The organism is Mycolicibacter kumamotonensis (assembly GCF_002086285.1).
Taxonomy (GTDB): domain Bacteria; phylum Actinomycetota; class Actinomycetes; order Mycobacteriales; family Mycobacteriaceae; genus Mycobacterium; species Mycobacterium kumamotonense.
Window position 1 is genome coordinate 1 of record NZ_MVHU01000055.1, and the last position, 20,684, is coordinate 20,684.

The window sequence follows — 20,684 nt, forward strand, 5'->3', positions numbered from 1 at the left end:
AACCGTCTGGGCGTGCACATCAAAACGCCCCGCCATCGCACGCATCGCGTCCGGATCAGTCATAAAACGAGTTGCCACTGTGGTGTCTCCTTGTCTGAAGTTCGTTTGTTTTCGGTTGGTTGTAGTTGTTTCTGTGGCGGCGCCGTTGCCGGATATAGCCGTCGGTTACCGCGGTAACCGATTACCGGCTTTGCACGTATGAATAGTTCCCCCTCCCATCAGCCTCCGGCCGACGCCGCTCAGCCCGCCGCGGCCGCGTTGGCCGCCTCGGTGGCGGCGTAGGAGGTGGCACTGCTGTTGAGGGTGGCCACGAACATCTCGTGGATTGCCGCGGCCTGCGCGCTCACCTGCTGGTACATCGTGGCGTGCGCGGCGAACTGGGCGGCGGTCAACGCCGAGACCTCATCGGCGGCGGCCGGCACCACACCGGTGGTGGGGGCGGCGGCTGCGGCGTTCTGCGCGTTCAACGCCGAACCGATTCCGCTCAGGTTTCCTGCGGCGGCGGCCAGCGCCTCGGGTTGCGCGTTCACGAACGACATTCGATTTTCCTCCTCGGATCGCCTTCAGCAATCTTTCTGCCCTTGAGCGTAAAGGCTGAAAACGGCGGATGCGGCCCTTGATGCCTACTGTTCACCTGGCGAAAGCAACTGTTCACCTGGGGTAACAGCGGAGTAACCCGCACCCGGCGGCGTCGGCATCGAAAGGAAGCCGACCTGCCGAAACACAGCTCTGCGATTTACCGCCGCAGCAGTGGGGCCAGCGCCCCGCCGAGGCGGCCGCAAAGGCACCTGCCATTAAAATCTCGGCGCGGCGAAATCCCCGGGTCAGCTACCGGTGTGACGCCGCCAGCAACCATCCGTCGCTGTTACCGGTGCCACAGCGGTGGCCGGTGGTACGGCTCAGCGGACCGGCGTGGCAGCGCGTTCGTGTGCCGGGGCGCGCCGCAACTCGGTGGCGGCGACCTGCACGAACACCCCGGTGTCCTCGGCCATCAGCAGGCCGCGGCCGCGGGGCAGCGGACCGCCTTTCATCTTGCCGCGGATGAAGCCCTCGTCGGGGTCGGCGTCCATTACCAGCAGCGGCGCGTTCGCCTGGTGCAGGGCCCGCAGCAGCGGGTCGCTGCCCGCCGACGACCAGCCGCCGAAGGTCCGGGTGGCGATCACATGCAGGCCGACGTCGGCCGCGCGGGTCACCCAGGGGGCGGCCTTCTGGAACGGCGAGTCGAAGCCGGGCGGGAACTGCTGGATGTCGTCGATGATCAAGAAGATCTCCGGCCCGCTCCACCAGGTGCGGGATAGCAGTTCCTCGGCCGACAGGCCCGGCGGTGGTTCACGGTTGGCCAGGGTGGCGGCCAACTCGTTGATCAACGCGACCGTCCCGTCCATGTTGTAGGCGAACTTCTCCACGTAGTCCGAGCCCAGGGTGGTCAACAGCTGCCGACGGGGGTCGATCAGCCACACCTGCGCGGAGCGTTCCGTGGTGGACGGCGCCGTGCTGGCACCGGGTGCGTACAGTCGCTCGATTTCACTCATGATGGTGGCCAGCGTGGTGGTGCGACCGCATTCCCGGCGTCCGGTCACCATCAGGTGCCCGTTCTCGGCGAAGTTCAGATAGACCGGCTGCAGGTCGAGTTCGGAGATCGCCCAGGCGATTCCCCCGGCGCCCACTCCTTCGCGCTGGTCGTTGGCCGCGGCCGCCCGGACCTCGTCCAGCCCGAACCGCGCCGGCAGGCGCCGCACCGGGCGCACCCGGCCCACCGCGATCTGGCTGACCGCGGCGCCGACGCTGTCGGACTCGAAGACCTGCTCGTCGGTGTCGCCCATCGCGGGTCGTGCGATCAGCGTGTGCAGGCCGGACTGGGGGTCGCTGTCCAGTCGCACGTAGTTGACCGCCACCATGCCCCGGCCCGGCTTGACCGGGACGTCCTTGGCGAAGCGGGAGCGCACCAACTTGGCGTCCTCCACGGCGGCCAGGCGCAACTCGACCCGCGATCCGAAACCGCTGCGGACCGGCGGGCGCAGCTCCGACTCGCGGTCGGCGGTCACCACCACGTGCACACCGAACGACGGCCCCTGGTTGATGATCTGGTTGACCTGCTCCACCAGCACCTCGTTGTCCTCGGCGAGCGCGCGGTAGTTGTCGATCACCAGGTAGACGTCGCCGAAACCATCGTTGGGAACGTTGCCCGGGGCGCCGTCGAATTTGCGCCTCCGGAAGACGTCCATCGAGGCCACGTCGTTCTCCAGGAAGCTGCGCTTACGTGTGCGCACCAGTGCCAGCAGTTCGGCGACCGTGCGGCGCACACCGTCGGGGTCGGTCGGACCGCAGACGCTGCCCACGTGCGGCAGTGCGGCCACGGTGGTCAGCGAGGTGCCGCTGTAGGCCAGGCAGTAGAACTGGACTTGTTCGGGGGTGTGGGTCAGCGCGGCCGAGCAGATCAGGGTCTGCAGCGCCGTCGTCTTGCCCGCCCCGCCGGCGCCCAGGATCAGCACGTTGGCGCCCGGCCCGGAGGTGTCCACCGTCCACGGCGGCTGATCGTGCTTGTAGGGCCGGTCGATGAGCCCGATCGGGAACACCAGGTCGCGCCGGGTCCCGTAGCCCTGCTGCCACGGGTGGCCCAGGTAGCGGTTCACCAACTCGTCGACGGGCAACGGGACGTCCAGCGGCGGCTGCCACAGTCGGTAGGGCTCGAAGTCGATCCGGCGCAGCTGGTCGATGATCACCGTGCCGACCTTGGGAATGCGGATCGCTTCCTCTTCCTCGGCGATGGGCTCCTCGGCCGGTGTGGCGGTGATGGCTGGCGTTTCCTCGGCTGCCTCGAGCTCGGTTCCGCTGACGCTCACCTCCAGCGGAGTGAACGCGGTGGTGAACAGCTGCGGCCGGATGTAGTCGATGGAGTGCACCTGCGGCAGCTGCTCGTCGTCGAGCATGCCGCCGCGGTGGTAGTCGCGCCACAGGAACTCGGCCTGGAAACGGATGACCTCTTCGCCGCTCTTGCGGAAGTAACCCAACCCGGCCTTGGCCGGCAGGTTCACTGCGTTCGGCACGCCGGCGGCCTGCGCCGCACCCGCCGTCTGCGCCTTGAGCACCAACCGGTAGCCCATGTTCTCCATCAGCTTCTCGGCGCGGCTTTCGATGGTCTGCGACGCCATCATCAGGTGCACCCAGTAGGCGCGGCCCTGGCGGCCGATCGAGTCCAGCACCTCCACCGCCGTCGGCATGATGCGGAACCACTCGTAGAACTCGTCGATGACTACGACCAGCATCGGCAGCGGCGGCAGACTGTGATCGCCGCGTGCCTGCATCCGGAGCCGGATCTCGTTGTACTCCTTGGCGCCGTCGACGCCGGCCGCGTCACACATCGACTTACGGCGGGCGATCTCGCCCCACATCGCCTCGAGGAAGCGTTCCATCAGTGCCTGGTCGTCTTCCAGGTCGGTGATGATCCGCGAGACGTGCGGTACCCCGGCGAACGGCTTGACCGCCGAGCCACCCTTGAGGTCGGCCAGCACGAACTGCAGCTCATCGGGCGCGTGCCCCAGAAGCAGCGACTCGATCACCGTGCGCACCAGCGTCGACTTACCCGAGCCGGTGGTTCCCGACATGACGCCGTGCGGGCCGTCGCCACCCTCGTCCAGAGACTTCATGTCGAGGAACAGCAGCTCACCGTTGTCGGAGCGGTTGCCGAACGGGACCCGCAGCCGGGCCCGGCTGCCCTCCTTCTGACGGCTCGTCCACAGCTGGTCGAAGTCGATGCGTCCGGCATCCTCGATGCCGTAGTAGGACAGGATGTCGCGGGCCCCGATCTGGTGCGTGACCCGCTGACCGATCTCTTCGTAGGCCTCGGCCAGCCGCCAGTGCGCCATCCGTTGCGCGAACTGCTCGGCGTCGGTCTGGCTGACCTGGTCGGCCAGGGCGAAGAACCACTCGTTGTCGTCGATGACCATCCAGGTGTCGCGGTCACGCGGCAGGGCGTTGATGATGCCCTTGTCGTCGAAGCGCAGCACCCGTTGCGCCACACCGCGCCATTCCGGGGCGCCGGTCAGGTCGAAGAACGTCACGCCGTCGATGCCCTCGGTGGTGTTGACGTACTCCCACTGCGGATCGATGCCGTCGACGACGATCAGGTGGTGCGGTGTCGGAGTCTCCGCCGACGAGCTGGCGTGGCGCGGCATGAACGACCCGCGGCCGGAGAACAGGTCGGCGTGCTCGGTGGCGAAGTCTCGCACCGAGCCGTACACCATGCGGGCGTTACCGGCGGCGTCCTGGCGGCGCGGATCGCCGAAGTGCGGCAGCCACTTGACCCAATCCCATTTCTCCACATCGGAGGTGACGACGACCATGCGAAGGTGGTCGGGTCCGTGCGAGAAGGCCAACTGGCAGATGATCGCGCGCATCAGGCCGAGCACGTGTTCGCGGTCGCCGACCAGTGAGTACCACGGCTCGACCAGCAGGGAGATCATCTTCGGCAGGTTGTAGACGACGCTCTGGTAGCGCCCGAACTCCTGCAGCGCCTTGCCGGTCACCGGTTCGAGCTCGATGTCGGTGGGCATGTTCTGCGGCTCGCCCCAGGTGACCTCCGGTCGGGTCATCCCCACCCCGACCCGGGCCAGCCCGAAGTTGAGGTCCTTGCCGTTGGGTTGGCGCTCCCACATCCGCGTCGAACCCACCGAGGCGGCCAAGGTGGACGGCGCCGGGTGGTACCAGCGGTAGTTGGCGTCCATGCTGTCCGCGGACTCCGCCGCCGACTCCCGAAGTCGGTCGAGCATGAGCATGAACTGGGCGCGCATCGCGTCGAGCTTGGGCCGGCTCAACTGCTGGGCTCCGCCACCGAAGCGGCCACCGAACATCATCATCGCGATTCCGCCGATCATGAAGATCGGGAAGATGGCGCCGGCGCCCAGGAACATCCGGGAGCCGTTGGCCACCGTCATCGAGACCATGCCGACCAGCAGGCCGACCACCAGCACCCCGACCACCACGAGCCACCACGGCTTGCCTTCCGGCGGTGGCACGCTCAGCGGCGTCGGCAATACGATGTTCTCCGGCTTGACCACCGGAGCGCGTTCCGGCGTTGGCCGGGCATATCCACGTTTCACTTAGGCACCGCCAATTCTGCAGGGCTCATATCGGTTGGCAGGGTGTCGTGACGCACCAGCGCGTCCTGGCGGGACAGCGTCGGGCCGTGCGCCAGCAGGCGCAACGCCACCGACGGTGCCAGCGCGGGCTCGCCGACCAGACCGAGCGCCTTGCGTTCGTCGTCGCCGGGTACACCGAATCGCACGCCCGAGGCCGACAACCACCACAACGATTCCCGGGTCGAGGCGTCCGGGTCGTTGCCGGTCACCGCGACGAAGTTGCCGTAGCCCGGACCGAAATAAACCCGGTCAGCCTGCGGCGTGTTGGTGTCGTTGGTCTTCACCAGGGACACCACTCGGTTGATTTGCTTCTGCGGCACGGGAATTGTGGGGCCGGACACCACCTGTACCCGCGCCCGGCTGTCACCGTTGGAGCGCTCCCACCACCAGCAGGTGGATGGGTTCTCCTTGATGTCGACGACCTTCAGCGGCCCCTCCGGGTAGGCCGAGAGGTCCAGTCCGGTGACCACCGGCATCTTCGCCAGATCCTGCGGCGCAACCACTGCCGGCGCACCGCCCGCGGTCGCCCCGGCGTTCTGCAGGATGCGCGCCACCACCGGTGACACGGTCTGCACGCCGTTCATCAGCACCACCGAATACTGTTGCGGCCCAGCCAATTGCGGCGTGGTGAAGACGGTTCCCACTGGCCCGGGGGCATTGGGAAAGGCCGGCGGCTTACCGGCGTCGGGAACGAACGGCACCGCCAGCTCCGGCCCGACCGGCAGCGCGTCGAACAGCGCCTGGCTCATCGGCCGGGCGTGCTCGACCTGCTCGGGGGTCAGCCCCAGCGGCAGCAGCACCGCCCGGTCGGCGGCGTCGATACGCGAGCGGCGCCCCTGGCGGACCACCCACGACTCGTCGCGGTAGCGCAGCACCACCGCGTCCGGGCCGTCGAGCACCCGGCGCCGGGAGTCGGCGCTGAGGTCGGGCGTGCCGTCGATCACCGTCACGGTCACCGGCGACGGCGCCCCGACACCCTGGACGTTGGCGACGGTGTCGCAGATCAGCCACGACGACGACGTGGGGGCGGTCGGCTGGATGTCCGAGGGGGCCCCCGGAATACCGACCAGCGGGCCGTGCGGCTGCTCGGCGATCTGCGTCGAGCGCACTTTGTGGGGATTGTCGGGGCGGCCGGCGATCAGCCGGGCCGAAGCCAAATTCAGTGCGGGATATAACGTGTCGCCGACCCGCACGTAGAGGGCCCCCGAGTCACGGTCGGCGATAATGGGCGATTCGTTCAGCTGGCCCGAGGGGCTCAGAAACGACCACAGCAGCGCACCCAGGCAGATGACCGAGGCCGCCGACACCGAGGCGACGACCGCCAGCGCTTGCCGCCGGCCCGGTTCCACTTCCATCCGAACCTGCCAGCGAGTCAACGCCATCGCGGTCCGCCGCGCCAGGAATTGGTACCCGGTCATCTGGGTACGCGTCGACAGCCCCAGCCCGTAGCCGGGACCCCGGTGTTCGTCAGCCACGGTGCGTCCCAACCCCCACCCGTTGCACTGCCCGGCCGACGCGCCGTACCGGTGCCTTATTGGTCGTCATCTACCCCTGCCTGATCACACGTTTCTCCACTGCGCATGCTAGCCGTGTTACGCAGTGGCCGCCCGCCGCGCAGATTCCAATCCGGCAGCGATGGCGAATTCGGTTCACTGAATCTGTCTTGAATTATGGCGGCATTAGGTAAACGGTCAGTTACGCCCAATTTTCGGGTCGGGACACCGCGGCGCCGCCCGACGGACGGCCGCACGTACGCTCGGAAAGAATCGCGGCGATCAGAACACCGTCGCGGCCGGTACGGACCGACGAGCGCCGTACCGCAACCGCGGCGATCCACGCCGTCATGATCCCTATCTGCGTTATCTGAACTTCCTGCCAGAAACCTGTGCATTTGGTGTCAGACCACCAGGGTGCGAGGCCGACGGCTGTACTGTCTGGGCGTGACAACGATCGACGGACAGGGTTCTGACGGACAGCTGGACCCACGAGGTCCTGCCACCTCACCAGCAGCGAAAGAGACAACCCACCACGTCAAGTACTCCACCGACGTCGTCGACGTCGAGTTGGAGCTGGAACAGGGCTACCGCACCGAGATTCATAAGAATCACGACGACACCGTCGACGTCGAGACCTACGGTGGTGGCTTTGACCTCTCGCGCCGCGCGACCGCCCCGCATCTGCGCGTCGGAAAAGACAAGTGGTTCAACCTGCTGTGGCTGATCCCGATCGGCTTCGTCGGGCTGGTGGCGATGATCGCGGCCGGCAAGGGGATCCGGAATATCCCCGGCGTCGAGGACTTCATCGCCCGGTACCCGGGCAGCACGCCGTCGTCCGCGATCGAAGACGGCCTGCCCGCCTGGGCCGGCTGGACGCACTTCTTCAACCTGTTCATGATGATCTTCATCATTCGGGCGGGCATCCAGATTCTCTGCGACCACCCGAGGCTGTACTTCAGCCGCAACTCCACCCCCGGTAAAGACGAATGGCTGCGGGTGGGGCCGCCGGTTCCGGACGACCCGTACTGGACCGCCAACGCCGACACCGTCGCGCTGCCGGCGCAGTTCGGCCTGCCGGGTTTTCGGCACTCGATCGGCCTGGCCCGTTGGTGGCACCTGGGCACGGGCGTGCTCTGGCTGCTCAACGGCGCGATCTTCTACGTCTTGTTGTTCACCACCGGGCAGTGGCGGCGCATCGTGCCGACCAGCTGGGACATCATCCCGCACGCCGGCTCGGTGATGATCCAGTACGCCTCGATGAACTGGCCGGACGACCACACCTGGACCAACTACAACGCGCTGCAGTTGCTCTCCTACTTCGTCACGGTATTCATCGCCGCCCCGGCCGCGTTGATCACCGCCCTGGGCATGTCACCGGCGCTGTCGCAGCGGCTCGGGCTGATCAGCAAGCACATGCGCCTGAACCTGCAGATCGCCCGGTCCCTGCACTTCCTGGTGCTGTGCTACTTCCTGATGTTCATCCTGGTCCACGTCACGATGGTGTTCGCCACCGACGCCTTCGACAATCTGAACCACATGTTCGCCGCGCGCGGTTGCGCCGAAGGCGCCGGACCCGAATGCCACAGCGCCACCGGGTTCTATGTCTTCTGCGTGGCCCTGGTGGTGTGCGTCATTGGCTGGATCGCCGCCACCCCGCTCACGCTGCGGTACCCGCGGGTCGTCCAGAAGGTCGGCTACGCCCTGATCGGCCCGTTCCAGCGGGCACTGGAGAAGCTCGACCCTAAGCCGGGCACCTTCACCGAGGAAGACATCTCACCGTTCCACTGGCGCAACGGCCGGCTGCCGGAGACCGTCGAATACAAGGAGTTGGAGGCCAACGACTTCAAGGACTGGCGACTGAAGGTCTACGGGCTGGTCGAGAACCCGATGGAATTCTCTCTGGAGGACCTCAAGGCGCTGCCGTACCACGACCAGATCACCCAGCACATGTGTGTGCAGGCCTGGTCCGGTGTGGCCAAGTGGGGCGGCGTGCAGATGTCGACGATCATGAACATCGTCAAGCCGTTGCCGGAGGCGAAGTGGGCCGTCTTCTACTCGATGGGTCTGGGCGCCACCGGCGGGATCTACTACAACGCGCACCCGGTCGACCAGATGTGGCATCACATGTCGATGCTCGCCTACAACATGAACGACCAGCCGCTGCCCTACATGCACGGCCGGCCGTTGCGGCTGCGCAATGAATTGCAGCACGGCTACAAGCTGGTCAAGTGGATCAAGGGCATCGAGTTCGTCGCCTCCTACGAGGAGATCGGCAGCGGCCACGGCGGCTACAGCGAAGACCACAAGTTCTTCGGTCGCCACCAGACGATCTGACACTCGCGGTAAGCAGTGAGGGCCGGCCTGACTAGGCCGGCCCTTTCTGCGTTTCGCGCCGGGCGGCCCGGTGCGCTCAGGGACCCGGCACCGAATCTCCATGAAGCTCGCAGCCAGGCCCCCTAATATTCCGCATGTTAATGCTTTTTATTACGGGATGCAGACGGGTGAGGAATCGGGCATGGCACACCTTGACGAGAACCACGCGGCGAACCGAACAGCGCTGGTGAGTCACCGTGACGAGCTGACACCCGCGCACGACGTCGTCAACCACGAGACGTGGGCGGGCGGCCTGGGCGAGAAGAGGGCCATCGCTCCCCGGCTGCGCGTCGGCCGGGACAAGTGGTTCAACCTACTGTGGCTGATCCCCATGGGTTTCGCGGCACTGGTCACCGCCGTCGCCGTGGCGAAGTACCTGGTGGGCTTCCCGGCGGTCGACGACTTCGTCCACCGCTACCCCGGCACCGTCGCGACCGACAGCACCGCGCCGGGAATCCCCGCGTGGGCCGGCTGGCAGCACTTCTTCAATCTTTTCCTGATGACGTTCATCGTCCGGTCCGGCATCCAGATCCTCGCCGACCATCCCCGGTTGTACTTCAGCCGCAACGCCACCCCGGACACCGACGAGTGGTTCCGTATCGCCGGGCCGGTTCCCAAGGACCCGATGTGGACGGCCAAGCAGGACTCGGTGGGCCTTCCCGACCAGCTCGGTCTTCCCGGGATCCGCCACGCGATCGGCCTGGCTCGCTGGTGGCACCTGGGCACCGATGTGGTGTGGTTGGCCAACGGTGCGGTGTTCTACGTGCTGCTGTTCACCACCGGGCATTGGCGCCATCTGGTACCCACCAGCTGGGACGTCTTCCCCAACGCGGTGTCGGTGGCCATTCAGTACCTCTCGCTGAACTGGCCCGACGACAACGGCTGGGTGGCCTACAACAGCCTGCAGCTGCTGGCGTACTTCACGACGGTGTTCGTCGCCGCCCCGGCCGCGTTGATCACCGGGCTGGGGATGAGTCCGGCGGTATCGATGCGCCTGACCCACATCAGCAAGCGACTGAGCATCCAGCTGGCCCGCTCGCTGCACTTTCTGGTGATGGCCTACTTCCTGGCGTTCATCGGCGTGCACGTCACGCTGGTGTTGGCCACCGAGGCCGTACGCAACCTCAACCACATGTTCGCCGCTCGTGACGGCTCCGGGCTGGCCGGATTCTGGGTTTTCACCGCCGCGATGGCGGTGACGATGGCCGCCTGGGTGCGGGCCACCCCGTTCACCTACCGCCATCCACGGGTAGTGCAACGAGTGGGCTACGCGCTGATCGGCCCGCTGCAGCGCTTGTTCGAGTTCGCCAACCCCAAACCGGGTGCGTTCACCGAGGAACACATCTCGCCGCACTTCTGGCACAACGGCACCTACCCGGAAACCGTCGAGTACAAGGAGCTGTTCGCCGGCGATTTCGCCGACTGGCGGCTGCACGTCTACGGCTTGGTCGAACACCCGAGAGAATTCTCCCTCGAGGAACTGAAAGCCCTGCCCTACCACGAACAGATCACCCAGCACTTCTGCATTCAGGGTTGGTCCGGAGTGGCCAAGTGGGGCGGGGTCGCGATGAAGACCATCCTCGACATCGTCAAACCCCTGCCCGAGGCCAAGTGGGTGGTGTTCTACTCGATGGCCCCCGGGTCCGAGGGCGGGCTCTACTACGACGCGCACGCCATCGAGCAGATGGACCACCATCTGACGATGCTGGCCTACCGGATGAACGACGAACCGCTCAGCTACGGCCACGGAGCGCCGCTGCGGCTACGTAACGAGCTGCAGCACGGCTTCAAAATGGTCAAGTGGCTCAAGGGTATTGAGTTCGTTGCACACTTCCGCGAAGTGGGTGGCGGCTACGGCGGTTACAATGAGGATCATGAATTCTTCGGGTATCGGCAGACGCTGTAGGCCGCATCACCGCCGGACCGCCGTAGGGTAGATCCCAGCAATCCAACGACGGGAGAATCCATGCGGAATCGCGGTATCGGAAAGTCAGTCCTGTCGATGGTGGCGGCCGGGCTCGCAGTCGGCGCGGTGGCGACCGCCTGCGGTGACTGCGAGAGCGATTCCGAGGAGGGCGCCGCCGGCGAGGTCACCGTGGCCCCCGCCGCCCCGTTGGCGCCGATCGAGCCCGGCGAAGCCGCCACCCTGCCGGAGCCGACCCCCGCCCCGGAAGCCCCGCTCACCAGTGCCGCACCCGCCTACGAGCGCCCCGCCCAGCAGGGCGAGGCCAACACCGTGCCCGCGCCGGCGGCGCCCCGGGTGCCGTCGGCGCCCGCTGTGCCCGCAGTTCCGGCCATCCCGGCGATCCCCGCGATTCCGGCGATCCCGGCCATCCCGGCGATCCCCTACCCGTAGACGGCCGCTCACGGCCCCGTCCAGGCCGCGTCCAGGCGATCGGCCACGTCGATGATCTGGGCCTTTTGCGACTGGGGGCTCTCGATCTCGTCGGCGACGTAACTGGCGATGAACCGTCGGATCTCGCCGTCAACTCCGGCGAAGATCCGCAGCAGCTCACCGCGAATGGACGTCGATGACACCTCTACGGTGATGTCGGACGGCCGCGGTTTGGGCACGTCGATGATCAGCAGCAACGGCTCGGCGGCCCGCGCCGTGGCCCGCAGCGCGATGTCGCCGGCGACGGTGAAGCGCTGCTTGTCCAGCCGCAGGTCGATGAGCAGGTCGATCACCAGTGGGATGTGGATCGCGAACGTGAGCAGATCCCCCAACCCGCGATCCACCCGAGGCTGCTCGATCCTGACCTTCGCGCTGACCCGGGCGATCCCGCCGGGGCCCTGACGCATCGGGGGCATCTCGAACTCGTCGCCGGCGATCGCCGCGAACGCAGCTGCCACCCGCTCTTCGGTGACCGCGATCTCGAAGAACTTCCGCCCGAACTCTTCGTAAGTCAGGTAGCTGACGTTCTGCATAGCTTGATACCGTCTCACGTTCACATCTGTAACGGCCGCTGATCGGCGTGCGCGTCGCCGCTATCTTCTCACCCGGGCCCCGGCCAGCGGCGGGGTGTTCGATCGGCGGCCCGCGCCACGTCGGGGACCCGGCGAGGCATCGCCGGCGTTAATGGCCCGGTGCAGCGACCCCGCCCCGGACGGAATCAGCCCTCGAGTCGCGCGCATCGCGGCGCGCTGGGTGATTACTGCGGTCTCGCCGACATCCGTGCGAACCGGTAGGTCGTCCACCGGCGACTGATCGAAAAGAGTTAAATCCCAACGAGAATCATTGCGGCAGATCAGCGCGGAAATCACATACGATGCGTAACAGGCGTTTTCGACGGCGTCGGCGCACTCTGGACCCGGTTTTCCGATTTGCCACTCGATTTCGTTTCAGTTCGAAATTTAGGCCGTTTCAAGCACTCTCAAACGACGCGGATACCGCCTCTACCTGCGGGTTAGCGTGTGTTTCGGGGGTGAAATCCGGTTCGGGAAGGCCGTTTTCACCCTTCTACCTGGCGTTTTCCGTTGCGGCGTAATGCTTAACAACTTGAACCCCAAACGTGATGCCTGCCACAGATTTTGGCTGCCGCACAAGGCCATTGTTAATGTGCCTGGTCATGTTTGGTCTCGAAGCGCTGATGGCGCTCATCCAGCAGGTTTCCGGCACCCCGTACATCACCGGTGGGGACAGCCCCGCGGGAACGGATTGCTCGGGCTTGGCCTCGTGGGTGACCAATGTGGCCACCGGCCGGCCGGCCTTCGGCAACCGGTTCCACACCGCCAACGAGGAGTCTGCACTGCTGGCCCGCGGCTTCCAGTACGGAACCGCTCCCGGCGCCCTGGTGGTGGGCTGGAACAGCCACCACACCGCGGTCACCTTGCCCGACGGCACTCCGGTGTCCAGCGGCGAGCGCGGCGGGGTGAAGATCGGCGGCGGCGGCGCCTACCAGCCCCAGTTCACCCACCACATGTACTTGCCGATGCCCGCCGACGACCAGGCGCCCCCGATGGAGGCCCCGGTGCAGTTCGCCGCCATGGAGGAGCCGCCCGCCCCGGAGCCGGCCGCCGAGCCGATGGGCTTCGAGATGGCGCCGCCCCCGTTCGACGCCCCGCCCCCCGAGGCGCCGCCCGCCGAGGCGCCGCCGTTCGAGGCCCCCATGGACCTCCCGCCGGGCGAAGCGCCGCCGATGGACGCGTTGCCCGAACCTCCGGCCGAGCCCGGCCCGGCCCCCATCGACCGCGACGCGCCGCCGGCTTAATCCACCGGCGCCACCTCCGCCTGGCTGCGACGTCGCGCCAGCAGCCACGCCAGCCCGTGCCCTTCGCCGTGGGCGATCACCTCAAGACCGGCGAAGGCCGCCCGGAGCTCACCCGGCGCGACCCGGAACCGCCCGGCGCGGCCCCCGACCTGGCTGAGGGCGGTGACGGCCAGCAGTCCGCCCGGTGCCAGGCGTTCGATCATCGGGGCATCCAGCCGCCGGTCGCGGAACCGGGCGCAGTGGACGACGTCCGCGGGCGGCCCGTGGGGCAACCCGCGATCGAGGTCGGCGACATCGAACCGGCAGCGGTCGGTAACCCCGCAGCGCTGCGCCAGCGCGCGTGCCTGCTCGATCGCGACCGGGGATACGTCGAGCCCCTGGACCTGTAGTCCCCGCTGGGCGAGCCACACCGCACCGGTCCCCTGCCCGCAGGCGACGTCGAGCGCGTGTCCCGCGGTAGGAAACTCACCCAGGTGGGCCGCGAAGACCGCCGCCGGACCAATCGCGTCGGGCGCCGGCACACCTGCCTCGGTGTATTTCTGATCCCAGTGGGCACGGTCGTGGTCACTCATCGCGATGGACGATACTGCGATGGTGAAACTACGCCCCTGGATCGTGCTGGTGCTCTTCGTCGTGGGTGCCGCAGCAGGGCTGATCGGCGATCATTCTCATGTGGTCACCGGAACCACCGAGTACCTGCCGCCCGCACACGCGGCGCCGTTCATCTGGAGCAGCCCGCTCTGGTTTGCGGTCATGGTCGGCGCGGGCACAACAATTCTGGCGGAGCTGCGACTGCATCTCCCCGCGGTGCGCACCGGGGTGACGGTGCGCCAGGGGGTGGCTGGTATCGCGGCGGTGCTGGGCAGCTATGTCGTGACCGCGATGCTGCACACCGCACCGGCAGTTCCGATCACCACCTTGATCTGTGCCTTCGCGGTGCTCACCTTCTGTGCACTGGGAGATGGTCCCGCGATCGTGTGCGGGGTCCTGGCCGCGGTCTGCGGGCCGGCCATCGAGATCGCGATCGCCGCGGCCGGCCATTTCCGCTACGCCGAGGATTCCGACGCCTTGTTCGGGGTGGCTCCGTGGCTGATTCCGCTGTACTTCGCGTTCGGAGTCGTCGCGGCACTGATCGGCGAAATCGCAGCTGGCACAAGGCGATCGGCACCCTAGGATAGGCAGGTCGTATCGATGGCACCGGTCGCGCTCGGCGGATATCACGCCAAGCAGTGCGCTCGCGTCACCCATAACCTGTTCGCCCCCGGTATCCGGGAGCCGGCCGCTCCCTCGCCGGAACTGGTGGCGTTGCGCGAAGCCGGCATCGCCTTCGAGGCCGCGATCCTCGACGAACTGCGGGACCGCTTCGGTGATTCGGAGCGGCTGGTGGTGCTCGACGCCGACACCGGCCGAAACGAGCAACGGCGGCAAACCCTTGCGGCGATGGATGCCGGCGTCGCGGTGATCGTCGGAGCACTCCTACCGCAGGTCAACGGCCGCTCCGGCATGCCCGATGTGCTGATCCGGTATGCAGGCGGCTATCTGCCCGTCGACATCAAGAATCACCGCACCCTGAACACGTCGAAACGCTCTGAGGCGTGGGTGTCGACGCTGTCGGCGCCGGATCAACTGCTGACCTGCGCCGGCTACAGCGACCGCGGGACACGCTGGCGTGACGATGTCATGCAACTGGCGCACTACACCCGGATGTTGCAGGAGTTGGGGTATCACCCCGGCCTGCACCGCGGCGGCATCATCGGCAGCTCCGATCTGACCGGGCTCGTCGGCGATCAACACGGCATCACCTGGTATGACCTGCAGGCCGAGACCATCACCACCTATTCCGCCAGCGATCCGCAGCGCCGCAAGAAGCGCTCCGCCCTGCAGCGCTACGACCATGAGTTCGCCTTTCGCCTCGAAGTCGCGCACGCTGCGGCGTCCGGCCGGGAACTGGTGCGGCCCTACCGGATCGGTGACTGCGACACCTGCGAGTGGTTCGAGCACTGCGCCGCGGTGGCCGGCGACGACGACGCATCCTTCGCGATCGAGACCGGCCACCTGAACGTCCGGGAATGGCAATATCTGTACCGGCAGTGCGGTGACGGCGAGCGGTTGAGCGTCGCCGCGTTGGCGCAGGTCGACCCGGATGCTCACGCCGAGGCATTCCGCATCCAATCGGTCGGCACCCAGAAACCGGAAGATCGGTTGGCGAAGGTGATCCGGCGCGCCCGAATGAGCTGCGCCGACATCGATTACGAGCAACGCGGACCGGTCCGTCCCGCGGTTCCCTGCGCCGACATCGAGGTCGACTTCGACATCGAGTGGGACGGTGAGGGCAGGATCTACCAGTGGGGCGTGCGCATTCGCGACGGCCAGGACGACACGACCGCCCGCTACGAGCCGGTGGTCTCGTTCGACCCGCTCGACGACGACGGCGAAGCCGAGCTCGCCGACGAATTCGTCTCCCGCATCCGGCAATTGCGTGAGCGGGCCGAGCGACAGGGTAATTCCCTGCGCGTCTTCCACTGGCACCATCCCGAGACGTCGAGCACCCGCAGGTTCGCCGCCGTCGCAGAAGTCCTCGACGGCCTCACCTGCGATTTGCGCCAGTGGTTCGACGCAGAGTATTTCGCCCGCACCTCGTCGTCGATCAAATGCGTCGCCGGCTACTTCGGCTTCCAGTGGGAGGTCGATGACGCCGGCGGCCTGGCCTCTCAGCTGGCGATCGACGTCGCCCGGGGCGGAGGCCCCGAGGCCGACGCGGCCCGGCAGTGGTGCCTGCGATACAACGAATGCGACGTCGCGGCGCAGGCCGCGATCCGCGACGGGCTGCGCGCCGACGGCCCCTGAGCCGGCTCAGCCTTGCCGCTGCACCGACGGGCAGATATTCGCGTGGGCGGAGTCGACCACCTGGCTTGCGGTCGGTTTGGGAACCTGCAGATAGACCGAGACCTGCTCGACGATCAGGCTGGTCGGGTGCTTGGGGAATTCCAGGCAGGCGGTGCGTCCGGCGGCCAGCCGCGGCGCTTCACTGCCCGGCGGGAACTGCGGGCGGATCGCGTTGAGGTAAGCCATCTCCCCCGCGTTCGGGTAGGTCGACTGCTGGGCGGTGCACAGCAGAATATCCGGGCTGTTACCGCAGTAGTCCGGATCGCGGGGATTGAGCGGATCGGCGTGAGCCGATGACGCGGCACCGCTGAGCCCGGCCAGGGCACTCGCGGCCAGGGCTGTCGCCAGGGCGGTTGATTTCACGTCCAGTGCCTTTCTTCCTCGCCGCTGACGCTAGCAGCTCTGCGCCGTGGCAGCCCCTGATCGGGACCGCTCGTCCCGCACCGTCCACGCTCGTCGTAGCATCGCCGCTATGAGTCGGACCCGGTTCACCGCAGCGTCGGCCGCCGCCTGCATCTCGGTCGGGGCGCTCTTGGGCGCCGCCCCGGCCCACGCCGACGAGGCCGGCTTCATGACCTACCTCAACACCCACGGCTACACCGCCCGCTACGCCGGGGACGAACCGATTCCCGAGCCGAGCGTGCGCTCGCTCGGGCACATGATCTGCGAGAACCTGCGCGTCGGCCGCAGCGTGGAAGTCCAGCAGCCGCACTACCCGGCGTGGCCGCAGTTCGCCCTCATCGCCGAGGCCGCACAGCACGAGTTGTGCCCGGGCGTCTAGCACCGGCCCAAAAGCCCACCGTGTGTCGGGCGGGGGCGCTGCGGGTAATTCCGTGGCATGAGGCTGCGCAGGAGCACTGTCGGGGCCGGGGGCTTCCGCCGGGTCGGTCGGGGCCGCGGCTTCTCCTACACCGATGGCCCCCGGCCGGTCGAGGACCCCGGGGTGCTCGCCCGGATCAAGGAGCTGGCCATTCCGCCGGCCTGGCGCAATGTGTGGATCTGTTCGCACGCCAACGGGCACATCCAGGCCATGGGAACCGACGCCGCCGGACGTAAGCAGTATCTCTACCACCCGCAGTGGCAGGCCGAGCGGGCCGAGGAGAAATACGACCGGGTGCTGAGCCTGGCCAAGATCCTGCCGCAGTGGCGCGCCGACATCCTCACCGACCTGCGCTGCCGCGGGCTCAAACGCGACCGGGTGCTGGCGGTCGCCCAGCAGTTGATCGACCGGGGCTATTTCCGGGCCGGCGGCGAGGAATACGCCCAGGAGAACGGCAGCTTCGGGCTGGCGACCCTGCTTCGTGACCACGTCCGGATACGCAGCGGCTGCGTCGATTTCGACTATCCGGCCAAAAGCGGAGTGCGACGAACGGTCTCGGTGGACGACGCGCTGGTGGTCCGGGCGGTACGGTCACTGCTGCGTGCGCCGACCGACATTCCCCGCCTGCTGGTGTACCGCACACCCGAGGGGTGGTCCGAGGTGCGCGCCGATGACCTCAACGAACGGTCCCGGGAACTGACCGACGAGCAGTTCAGCGTCAAGGACTTGCGGACTTGGCATGGCACCGTGTTGGCGGCCGAGCGCTTCGCCGTCGCTCACGAGCCGGCCACCACAACCGTCCGGCGCCGCGAGATTGCCGCGGTAATGCGTAGTGTGGCAGAGGAATTGGGCAATACCCCGGCGGTGGCCCGCGGATCGTACGTGGATCCGCGGGTGGTGGAGGCCTACGAGCAGGGCATCACCATCCGCTCGGCGTTGAACCGGGTGAAGGGCCGCACCAAGTCGGCCGCGCGCACTCGCCGTCGAGAATGCGACCGCGCGGATGATCCGGCGCATCGACCGGGCACGGCGCTGAGCTTTTCCGCTCGCCTCGCCTGCCGGCCACTACGATTGGTCGTGCACGCAGGCGTGCACATTCATCGTGGGACTTCGTCGCCCTGACCAACATCGAACACGTCTACGTCCATGACCGGCGGCTCAGATGAGGAAGGTGACGCGGTGGCTCATCCGGGGCGGCAACGCCGGGGACAGGATCTGCTGTTCGACGCCCTGACCACCAAGGGCACCGCGTTCACCCACGACGAGCGGTGCCAATACGGCCTGCTGGGTCTGCTGCCGGTGGCGGTCAAGACCATTGCCGAGCAGGCCGCCCACACCTACACCGAGTTCTCGACCCGCCACGATGATCTGGACAAGCACATCTACCTGCGCGCACTGCAGGATCGCAACGAGACGTTGTTCTACCGACTGTTAAGTGAACACATCGGCGAGATGCTGCCGATCGTTTACACGCCGACGGTCGGCGAGGCCTGCCGGCAGTTCAGCGAGATCTACCGTCGGCCGCGGGGGCTGTTCGTGTCGTATCCCGACCGGGACCGGTTGCGCGAGGTGTTGCGCAACCGGCGCGAGCAGCAGGTGGACGTCATCGTCGTCACCGACGGACAGCGCATCCTCGGCCTGGGCGATCAGGGCATCGGCGGGATGGGCATTCCGATCGGCAAGCTCTCGCTGTACACCCTGATCGGCGGGATCGCGCCGGCCCGCACCTTGCCGATCATCCTCGATGTCGGCACCGACAACGTCGAACTGCTCGACGATCCCCAATACCTCGGCTGGCGTCATCGGCGCATCAGCGACGAGGAGTACTACGCGTTCGTCGAGGACTTCGTCACCGTAGTGGAGGAGGAACTGCCCGGCGTGCTGCTGCAGTGGGAGGATTTCGCCACCGCGCACGCGCTGCCGTTGTTGGAGCGCTACCGCGGCCGGTTGCTGACGTTCAACGACGACATCCAGGGCACCGCGGCCGTCACGCTGGGCGCGTTGCACGGCGCGGTCCGGGCGGCCGGGCGCCCGCTGGTACAGCAACAGGTGGTGATGTTCGGCGCCGGCTCGGCCGGCATCGGTGTGCTGGAGATGATCCGCCAGGAGATGGTGGCGGAGGGGCTCAGCGATTCCGAAGCGGCCGAACGGCTTTGGGCGATCGATGTGGACGGGCTGTTGACCGATGACCGCACCGACCTGTCGGACAGCCAGCGCCGCTTCGCTCAACCCGCCTCCCGCGTCAGCGGCTGGGACGGTCACGGCCTGGCCGACGTGGTGCACCATGTCGATGTGGGCATTCTGGTGGGGTTGTCGACGGCGGCGGGCGCCTTCACCGAGCAGATCATCCGCGCGCTGGCGGCCAAGACCGACCACCCGATCATCTTCCCGCTGTCCAATCCGACCAGCCGGGCCGAAGCCCACCCCGCCGAACTCGACGCCTGGACGAACGGGCGGGCGCTGATCGCCACCGGTTCACCGTTCGCCCCGGTGCAACGCGGCGATCAGACCCGCCACATCGCGCAGTGCAACAACGTCTATATCTTCCCTGCCATCGGGCTGGCGGTGACCGCCGCACGCGCGACCCGTGTCACCGACGCCATGATGCTGGCGGCGGCCACCACCTTGGGCGATGCCTCCCCCGCGCTGAGCGATCCCAGCCGGCCACTGTTGCCGGCGTTCGAGGACCTGCCGGAGATCACCACCCGGATCGCGACCGCGGTGGCGATCCAGGCGGTGCGCGACAAAGTGGCACCCGAGACCTCCGAAGAGCAGCTGGCGGCCGCGGTCCGTCGCACCCGCTGGATACCCGAGTACCCGACGCGCTAGCCGTCCTGGGCAACCGTCCTGCGATATGCGATGTCAATTCACTAAAGTGCTGGTGGTGGAAAGAGGGAAGATCGTCCGGCGCTGCGGTCGTGGCCTCGCCATCGTGGCGTCGCTGGCGGTCTCCGCCGCCCTCCTTCAGGCGCAGGGCACCGACGCACCGGCCCCGGCCCCCAAGGACATCAGCGAGACGGCCGAGGCGGCAGCACCGCCCGCCCCGCCGCCGCCACCACCGGCCGGCGAGATGCGCGTGGCCAACGCCGCCGAGACCGCCGCGCTGGCCGCCAACGTGCCGATGCCGACCGGGGGTCAGCAGTTCGCCTTCCCGCTGCCGGCCGGGGTGGCGCCCGAGAACGGACTGCAGGTCAAGACCATCTGGGCGGCCCGCGCCATCGGCGTGCTGTTTCAGGAGATCAAGACGATCTACGGTTACCGCCAGGACCCGCTGCGCTGGCATCCCGACGGGCTAGCCATCGACGTGATGATCCCCGACTACCACAGCGAGGCCGGAATCCTGCTCGGCGATCAGATCGCCGGCTATGCCCTGGCCAACGCCAAGCGCTGGGGTGTCAACCACGTGATCTGGCGGCAGAAGATCTACCCCGGGGTCGGTGGCGGCAACTGGACCTCCGACTACGGCAACGAGACCGCCAACCACTACGACCACGTCCACATCGCCACCAACGGCGGCGGCTATCCGACCGGGCAAGAGACGTACTTCATCACGTCGATGACCCCGGCGCCGCCGGACTGAGCGGCGCGGCCTCTCGCCGCCGGCACGCCAGGCGAGCCGAACACCCACAACGTCGAACGTGTGTTCTAATGTGTGGCAGGCCGGCCCGCGTACCGCGGGCGACGAGGAGAAGGAGTTCGCCGCCACCATGACATCGACTTTCGCCGTAGCAGCCCCCACCGCCGCCACCCCCGCCCCCGA

Annotated in this window: 16 protein-coding genes and 1 pseudogene; 10 read left to right on the forward strand and 7 right to left on the reverse strand. The window is 67.5% G+C overall.

What is annotated here, in order from left to right; genetic code table 11:
• From BST28_RS21685 to eccB, 4 genes and pseudogenes are all read right to left on the reverse strand, one after another.
• Positions 1-78 (reverse strand): annotated as a pseudogene (locus BST28_RS21685) (WXG100 family type VII secretion target); the annotation flags it as partial.
• 161 nt (positions 79-239) lie between these two features.
• Positions 240-539 (reverse strand): PE family protein, encoded by a 300-nt coding sequence (locus tag BST28_RS21690; protein ID WP_019738671.1) that lies wholly within the window; start codon positions 537-539, stop codon positions 240-242.
• Positions 540-899: 360 nt separating this feature from the next.
• Positions 900-5,099, reverse strand: coding sequence for a type VII secretion protein EccCa (gene eccCa, locus BST28_RS21695; protein WP_065289621.1), 4,200 nt, complete (start codon positions 5,097-5,099; stop codon positions 900-902).
• A complete protein-coding gene (gene eccB / locus BST28_RS21700) occupies positions 5,096-6,613 on the reverse strand; it encodes a type VII secretion protein EccB (protein WP_029249323.1) in 1,518 nt (505 codons plus the stop codon). Before eccB ends, eccCa begins: the two co-directional genes overlap by 4 nt.
• A gap of 588 nt (positions 6,614-7,201) precedes the next feature.
• Here eccB and BST28_RS21705 point away from each other — a divergent pair.
• From BST28_RS21705 to BST28_RS23855, 3 genes are all read left to right on the forward strand, one after another.
• Entirely contained in the window at positions 7,202-8,968 is a 1,767-nt protein-coding gene (locus BST28_RS21705; RefSeq protein WP_019737754.1) for a molybdopterin-dependent oxidoreductase, read from the forward strand.
• A gap of 181 nt (positions 8,969-9,149) precedes the next feature.
• Complete coding sequence (locus tag BST28_RS21710; RefSeq protein WP_065289622.1) at positions 9,150-10,913, forward strand: molybdopterin-dependent oxidoreductase; 1,764 nt, start codon at positions 9,150-9,152, stop codon at positions 10,911-10,913.
• 60 nt (positions 10,914-10,973) lie between these two features.
• Complete coding sequence (locus tag BST28_RS23855; RefSeq protein ID WP_065289620.1) at positions 10,974-11,363, forward strand: hypothetical protein; 390 nt, start codon at positions 10,974-10,976, stop codon at positions 11,361-11,363.
• 8 nt (positions 11,364-11,371) lie between these two features.
• Here BST28_RS23855 and BST28_RS21720 read toward each other — a convergent pair whose 3' ends face one another.
• Positions 11,372-11,935 (reverse strand): hypothetical protein, encoded by a 564-nt coding sequence (locus BST28_RS21720; protein ID WP_019738124.1) that lies wholly within the window; start codon positions 11,933-11,935, stop codon positions 11,372-11,374.
• A 641-nt stretch (positions 11,936-12,576) separates the two neighbouring features.
• Here BST28_RS21720 and BST28_RS21725 point away from each other — a divergent pair.
• Positions 12,577-13,218, forward strand: a complete 642-nt coding sequence (locus BST28_RS21725; protein ID WP_083083032.1) for a glycoside hydrolase — start codon at positions 12,577-12,579, stop codon at positions 13,216-13,218.
• Here the strand turns inward: BST28_RS21725 and BST28_RS21730 are convergent.
• Positions 13,215-13,790: a class I SAM-dependent methyltransferase gene (locus BST28_RS21730; protein WP_019738756.1), complete on the reverse strand. Its 576-nt coding sequence runs from the start codon at positions 13,788-13,790 to the stop codon at positions 13,215-13,217. The two genes, BST28_RS21725 and BST28_RS21730, sit on opposite strands and share 4 nt — an antisense overlap.
• A gap of 4 nt (positions 13,791-13,794) precedes the next feature.
• Here BST28_RS21730 and BST28_RS21735 point away from each other — a divergent pair, with 4 nt between their 5' ends.
• A complete protein-coding gene (locus BST28_RS21735; protein WP_019738755.1) occupies positions 13,795-14,391 on the forward strand; it encodes a diacylglycerol-binding protein in 597 nt (198 codons plus the stop codon).
• Positions 14,392-14,409: 18 nt separating this feature from the next.
• On the forward strand, positions 14,410-16,065 hold the full coding sequence (locus tag BST28_RS21740) for a ribonuclease H-like domain-containing protein (protein WP_083083030.1): 1,656 nt from the start codon (positions 14,410-14,412) through the stop codon (positions 16,063-16,065).
• Between the two features lie 6 nt (positions 16,066-16,071).
• On the opposite strand, the gene BST28_RS21745 is transcribed toward BST28_RS21740, so the two are convergent.
• Complete coding sequence (locus BST28_RS21745) at positions 16,072-16,467, reverse strand: hypothetical protein (protein WP_019738753.1); 396 nt, start codon at positions 16,465-16,467, stop codon at positions 16,072-16,074.
• 109 nt (positions 16,468-16,576) lie between these two features.
• On the opposite strand from BST28_RS21745, the gene BST28_RS21750 reads away from it, so the two are divergent.
• From BST28_RS21750 to BST28_RS21765, 4 genes are read left to right on the forward strand one after another with little or no spacing between them, the layout of a single operon-like run.
• Positions 16,577-16,885 (forward strand): DUF732 domain-containing protein, encoded by a 309-nt coding sequence (locus BST28_RS21750; RefSeq protein WP_019738752.1) that lies wholly within the window; start codon positions 16,577-16,579, stop codon positions 16,883-16,885.
• Between the two features lie 57 nt (positions 16,886-16,942).
• Positions 16,943-18,046 carry a DNA topoisomerase IB gene (locus BST28_RS21755; RefSeq protein WP_109511022.1) on the forward strand — a complete coding sequence of 368 codons (1,104 nt, stop codon included), beginning with the start codon at positions 16,943-16,945 and terminating at the stop codon, positions 18,044-18,046.
• A 57-nt stretch (positions 18,047-18,103) separates the two neighbouring features.
• Positions 18,104-19,753 (forward strand): NAD-dependent malic enzyme, encoded by a 1,650-nt coding sequence (locus tag BST28_RS21760; protein WP_269085790.1) that lies wholly within the window; start codon positions 18,104-18,106, stop codon positions 19,751-19,753.
• 25 nt (positions 19,754-19,778) lie between these two features.
• Positions 19,779-20,504, forward strand: coding sequence for a VldE C-terminal domain-containing protein (locus BST28_RS21765; RefSeq protein WP_065289720.1), 726 nt, complete (start codon positions 19,779-19,781; stop codon positions 20,502-20,504).
• Positions 20,505-20,684 lie beyond the last annotated feature (180 nt).

Coding starts and splice junctions, on each gene's coding strand:
- BST28_RS21690 (WP_019738671.1), bottom strand. CDS start 539: ATGTCGTTCGTGAACGCGCAACCCGAGGCGCTGGCCGCCGCCGCAGGA.
- BST28_RS21710 (WP_065289622.1), top strand. CDS start 9,150: ATGGCACACCTTGACGAGAACCACGCGGCGAACCGAACAGCGCTGGTG.
- BST28_RS23855 (WP_065289620.1), top strand. CDS start 10,974: ATGCGGAATCGCGGTATCGGAAAGTCAGTCCTGTCGATGGTGGCGGCC.
- BST28_RS21720 (WP_019738124.1), bottom strand. CDS start 11,935: ATGCAGAACGTCAGCTACCTGACTTACGAAGAGTTCGGGCGGAAGTTC.
- BST28_RS21725 (WP_083083032.1), top strand. CDS start 12,577: ATGTTTGGTCTCGAAGCGCTGATGGCGCTCATCCAGCAGGTTTCCGGC.
- BST28_RS21730 (WP_019738756.1), bottom strand. CDS start 13,790: ATGAGTGACCACGACCGTGCCCACTGGGATCAGAAATACACCGAGGCA.
- BST28_RS21735 (WP_019738755.1), top strand. CDS start 13,795: ATGGACGATACTGCGATGGTGAAACTACGCCCCTGGATCGTGCTGGTG.
- BST28_RS21740 (WP_083083030.1), top strand. CDS start 14,410: ATGGCACCGGTCGCGCTCGGCGGATATCACGCCAAGCAGTGCGCTCGC.
- BST28_RS21750 (WP_019738752.1), top strand. CDS start 16,577: ATGAGTCGGACCCGGTTCACCGCAGCGTCGGCCGCCGCCTGCATCTCG.
- BST28_RS21755 (WP_109511022.1), top strand. CDS start 16,943: ATGAGGCTGCGCAGGAGCACTGTCGGGGCCGGGGGCTTCCGCCGGGTC.
- BST28_RS21765 (WP_065289720.1), top strand. CDS start 19,779: ATGCGATGTCAATTCACTAAAGTGCTGGTGGTGGAAAGAGGGAAGATC.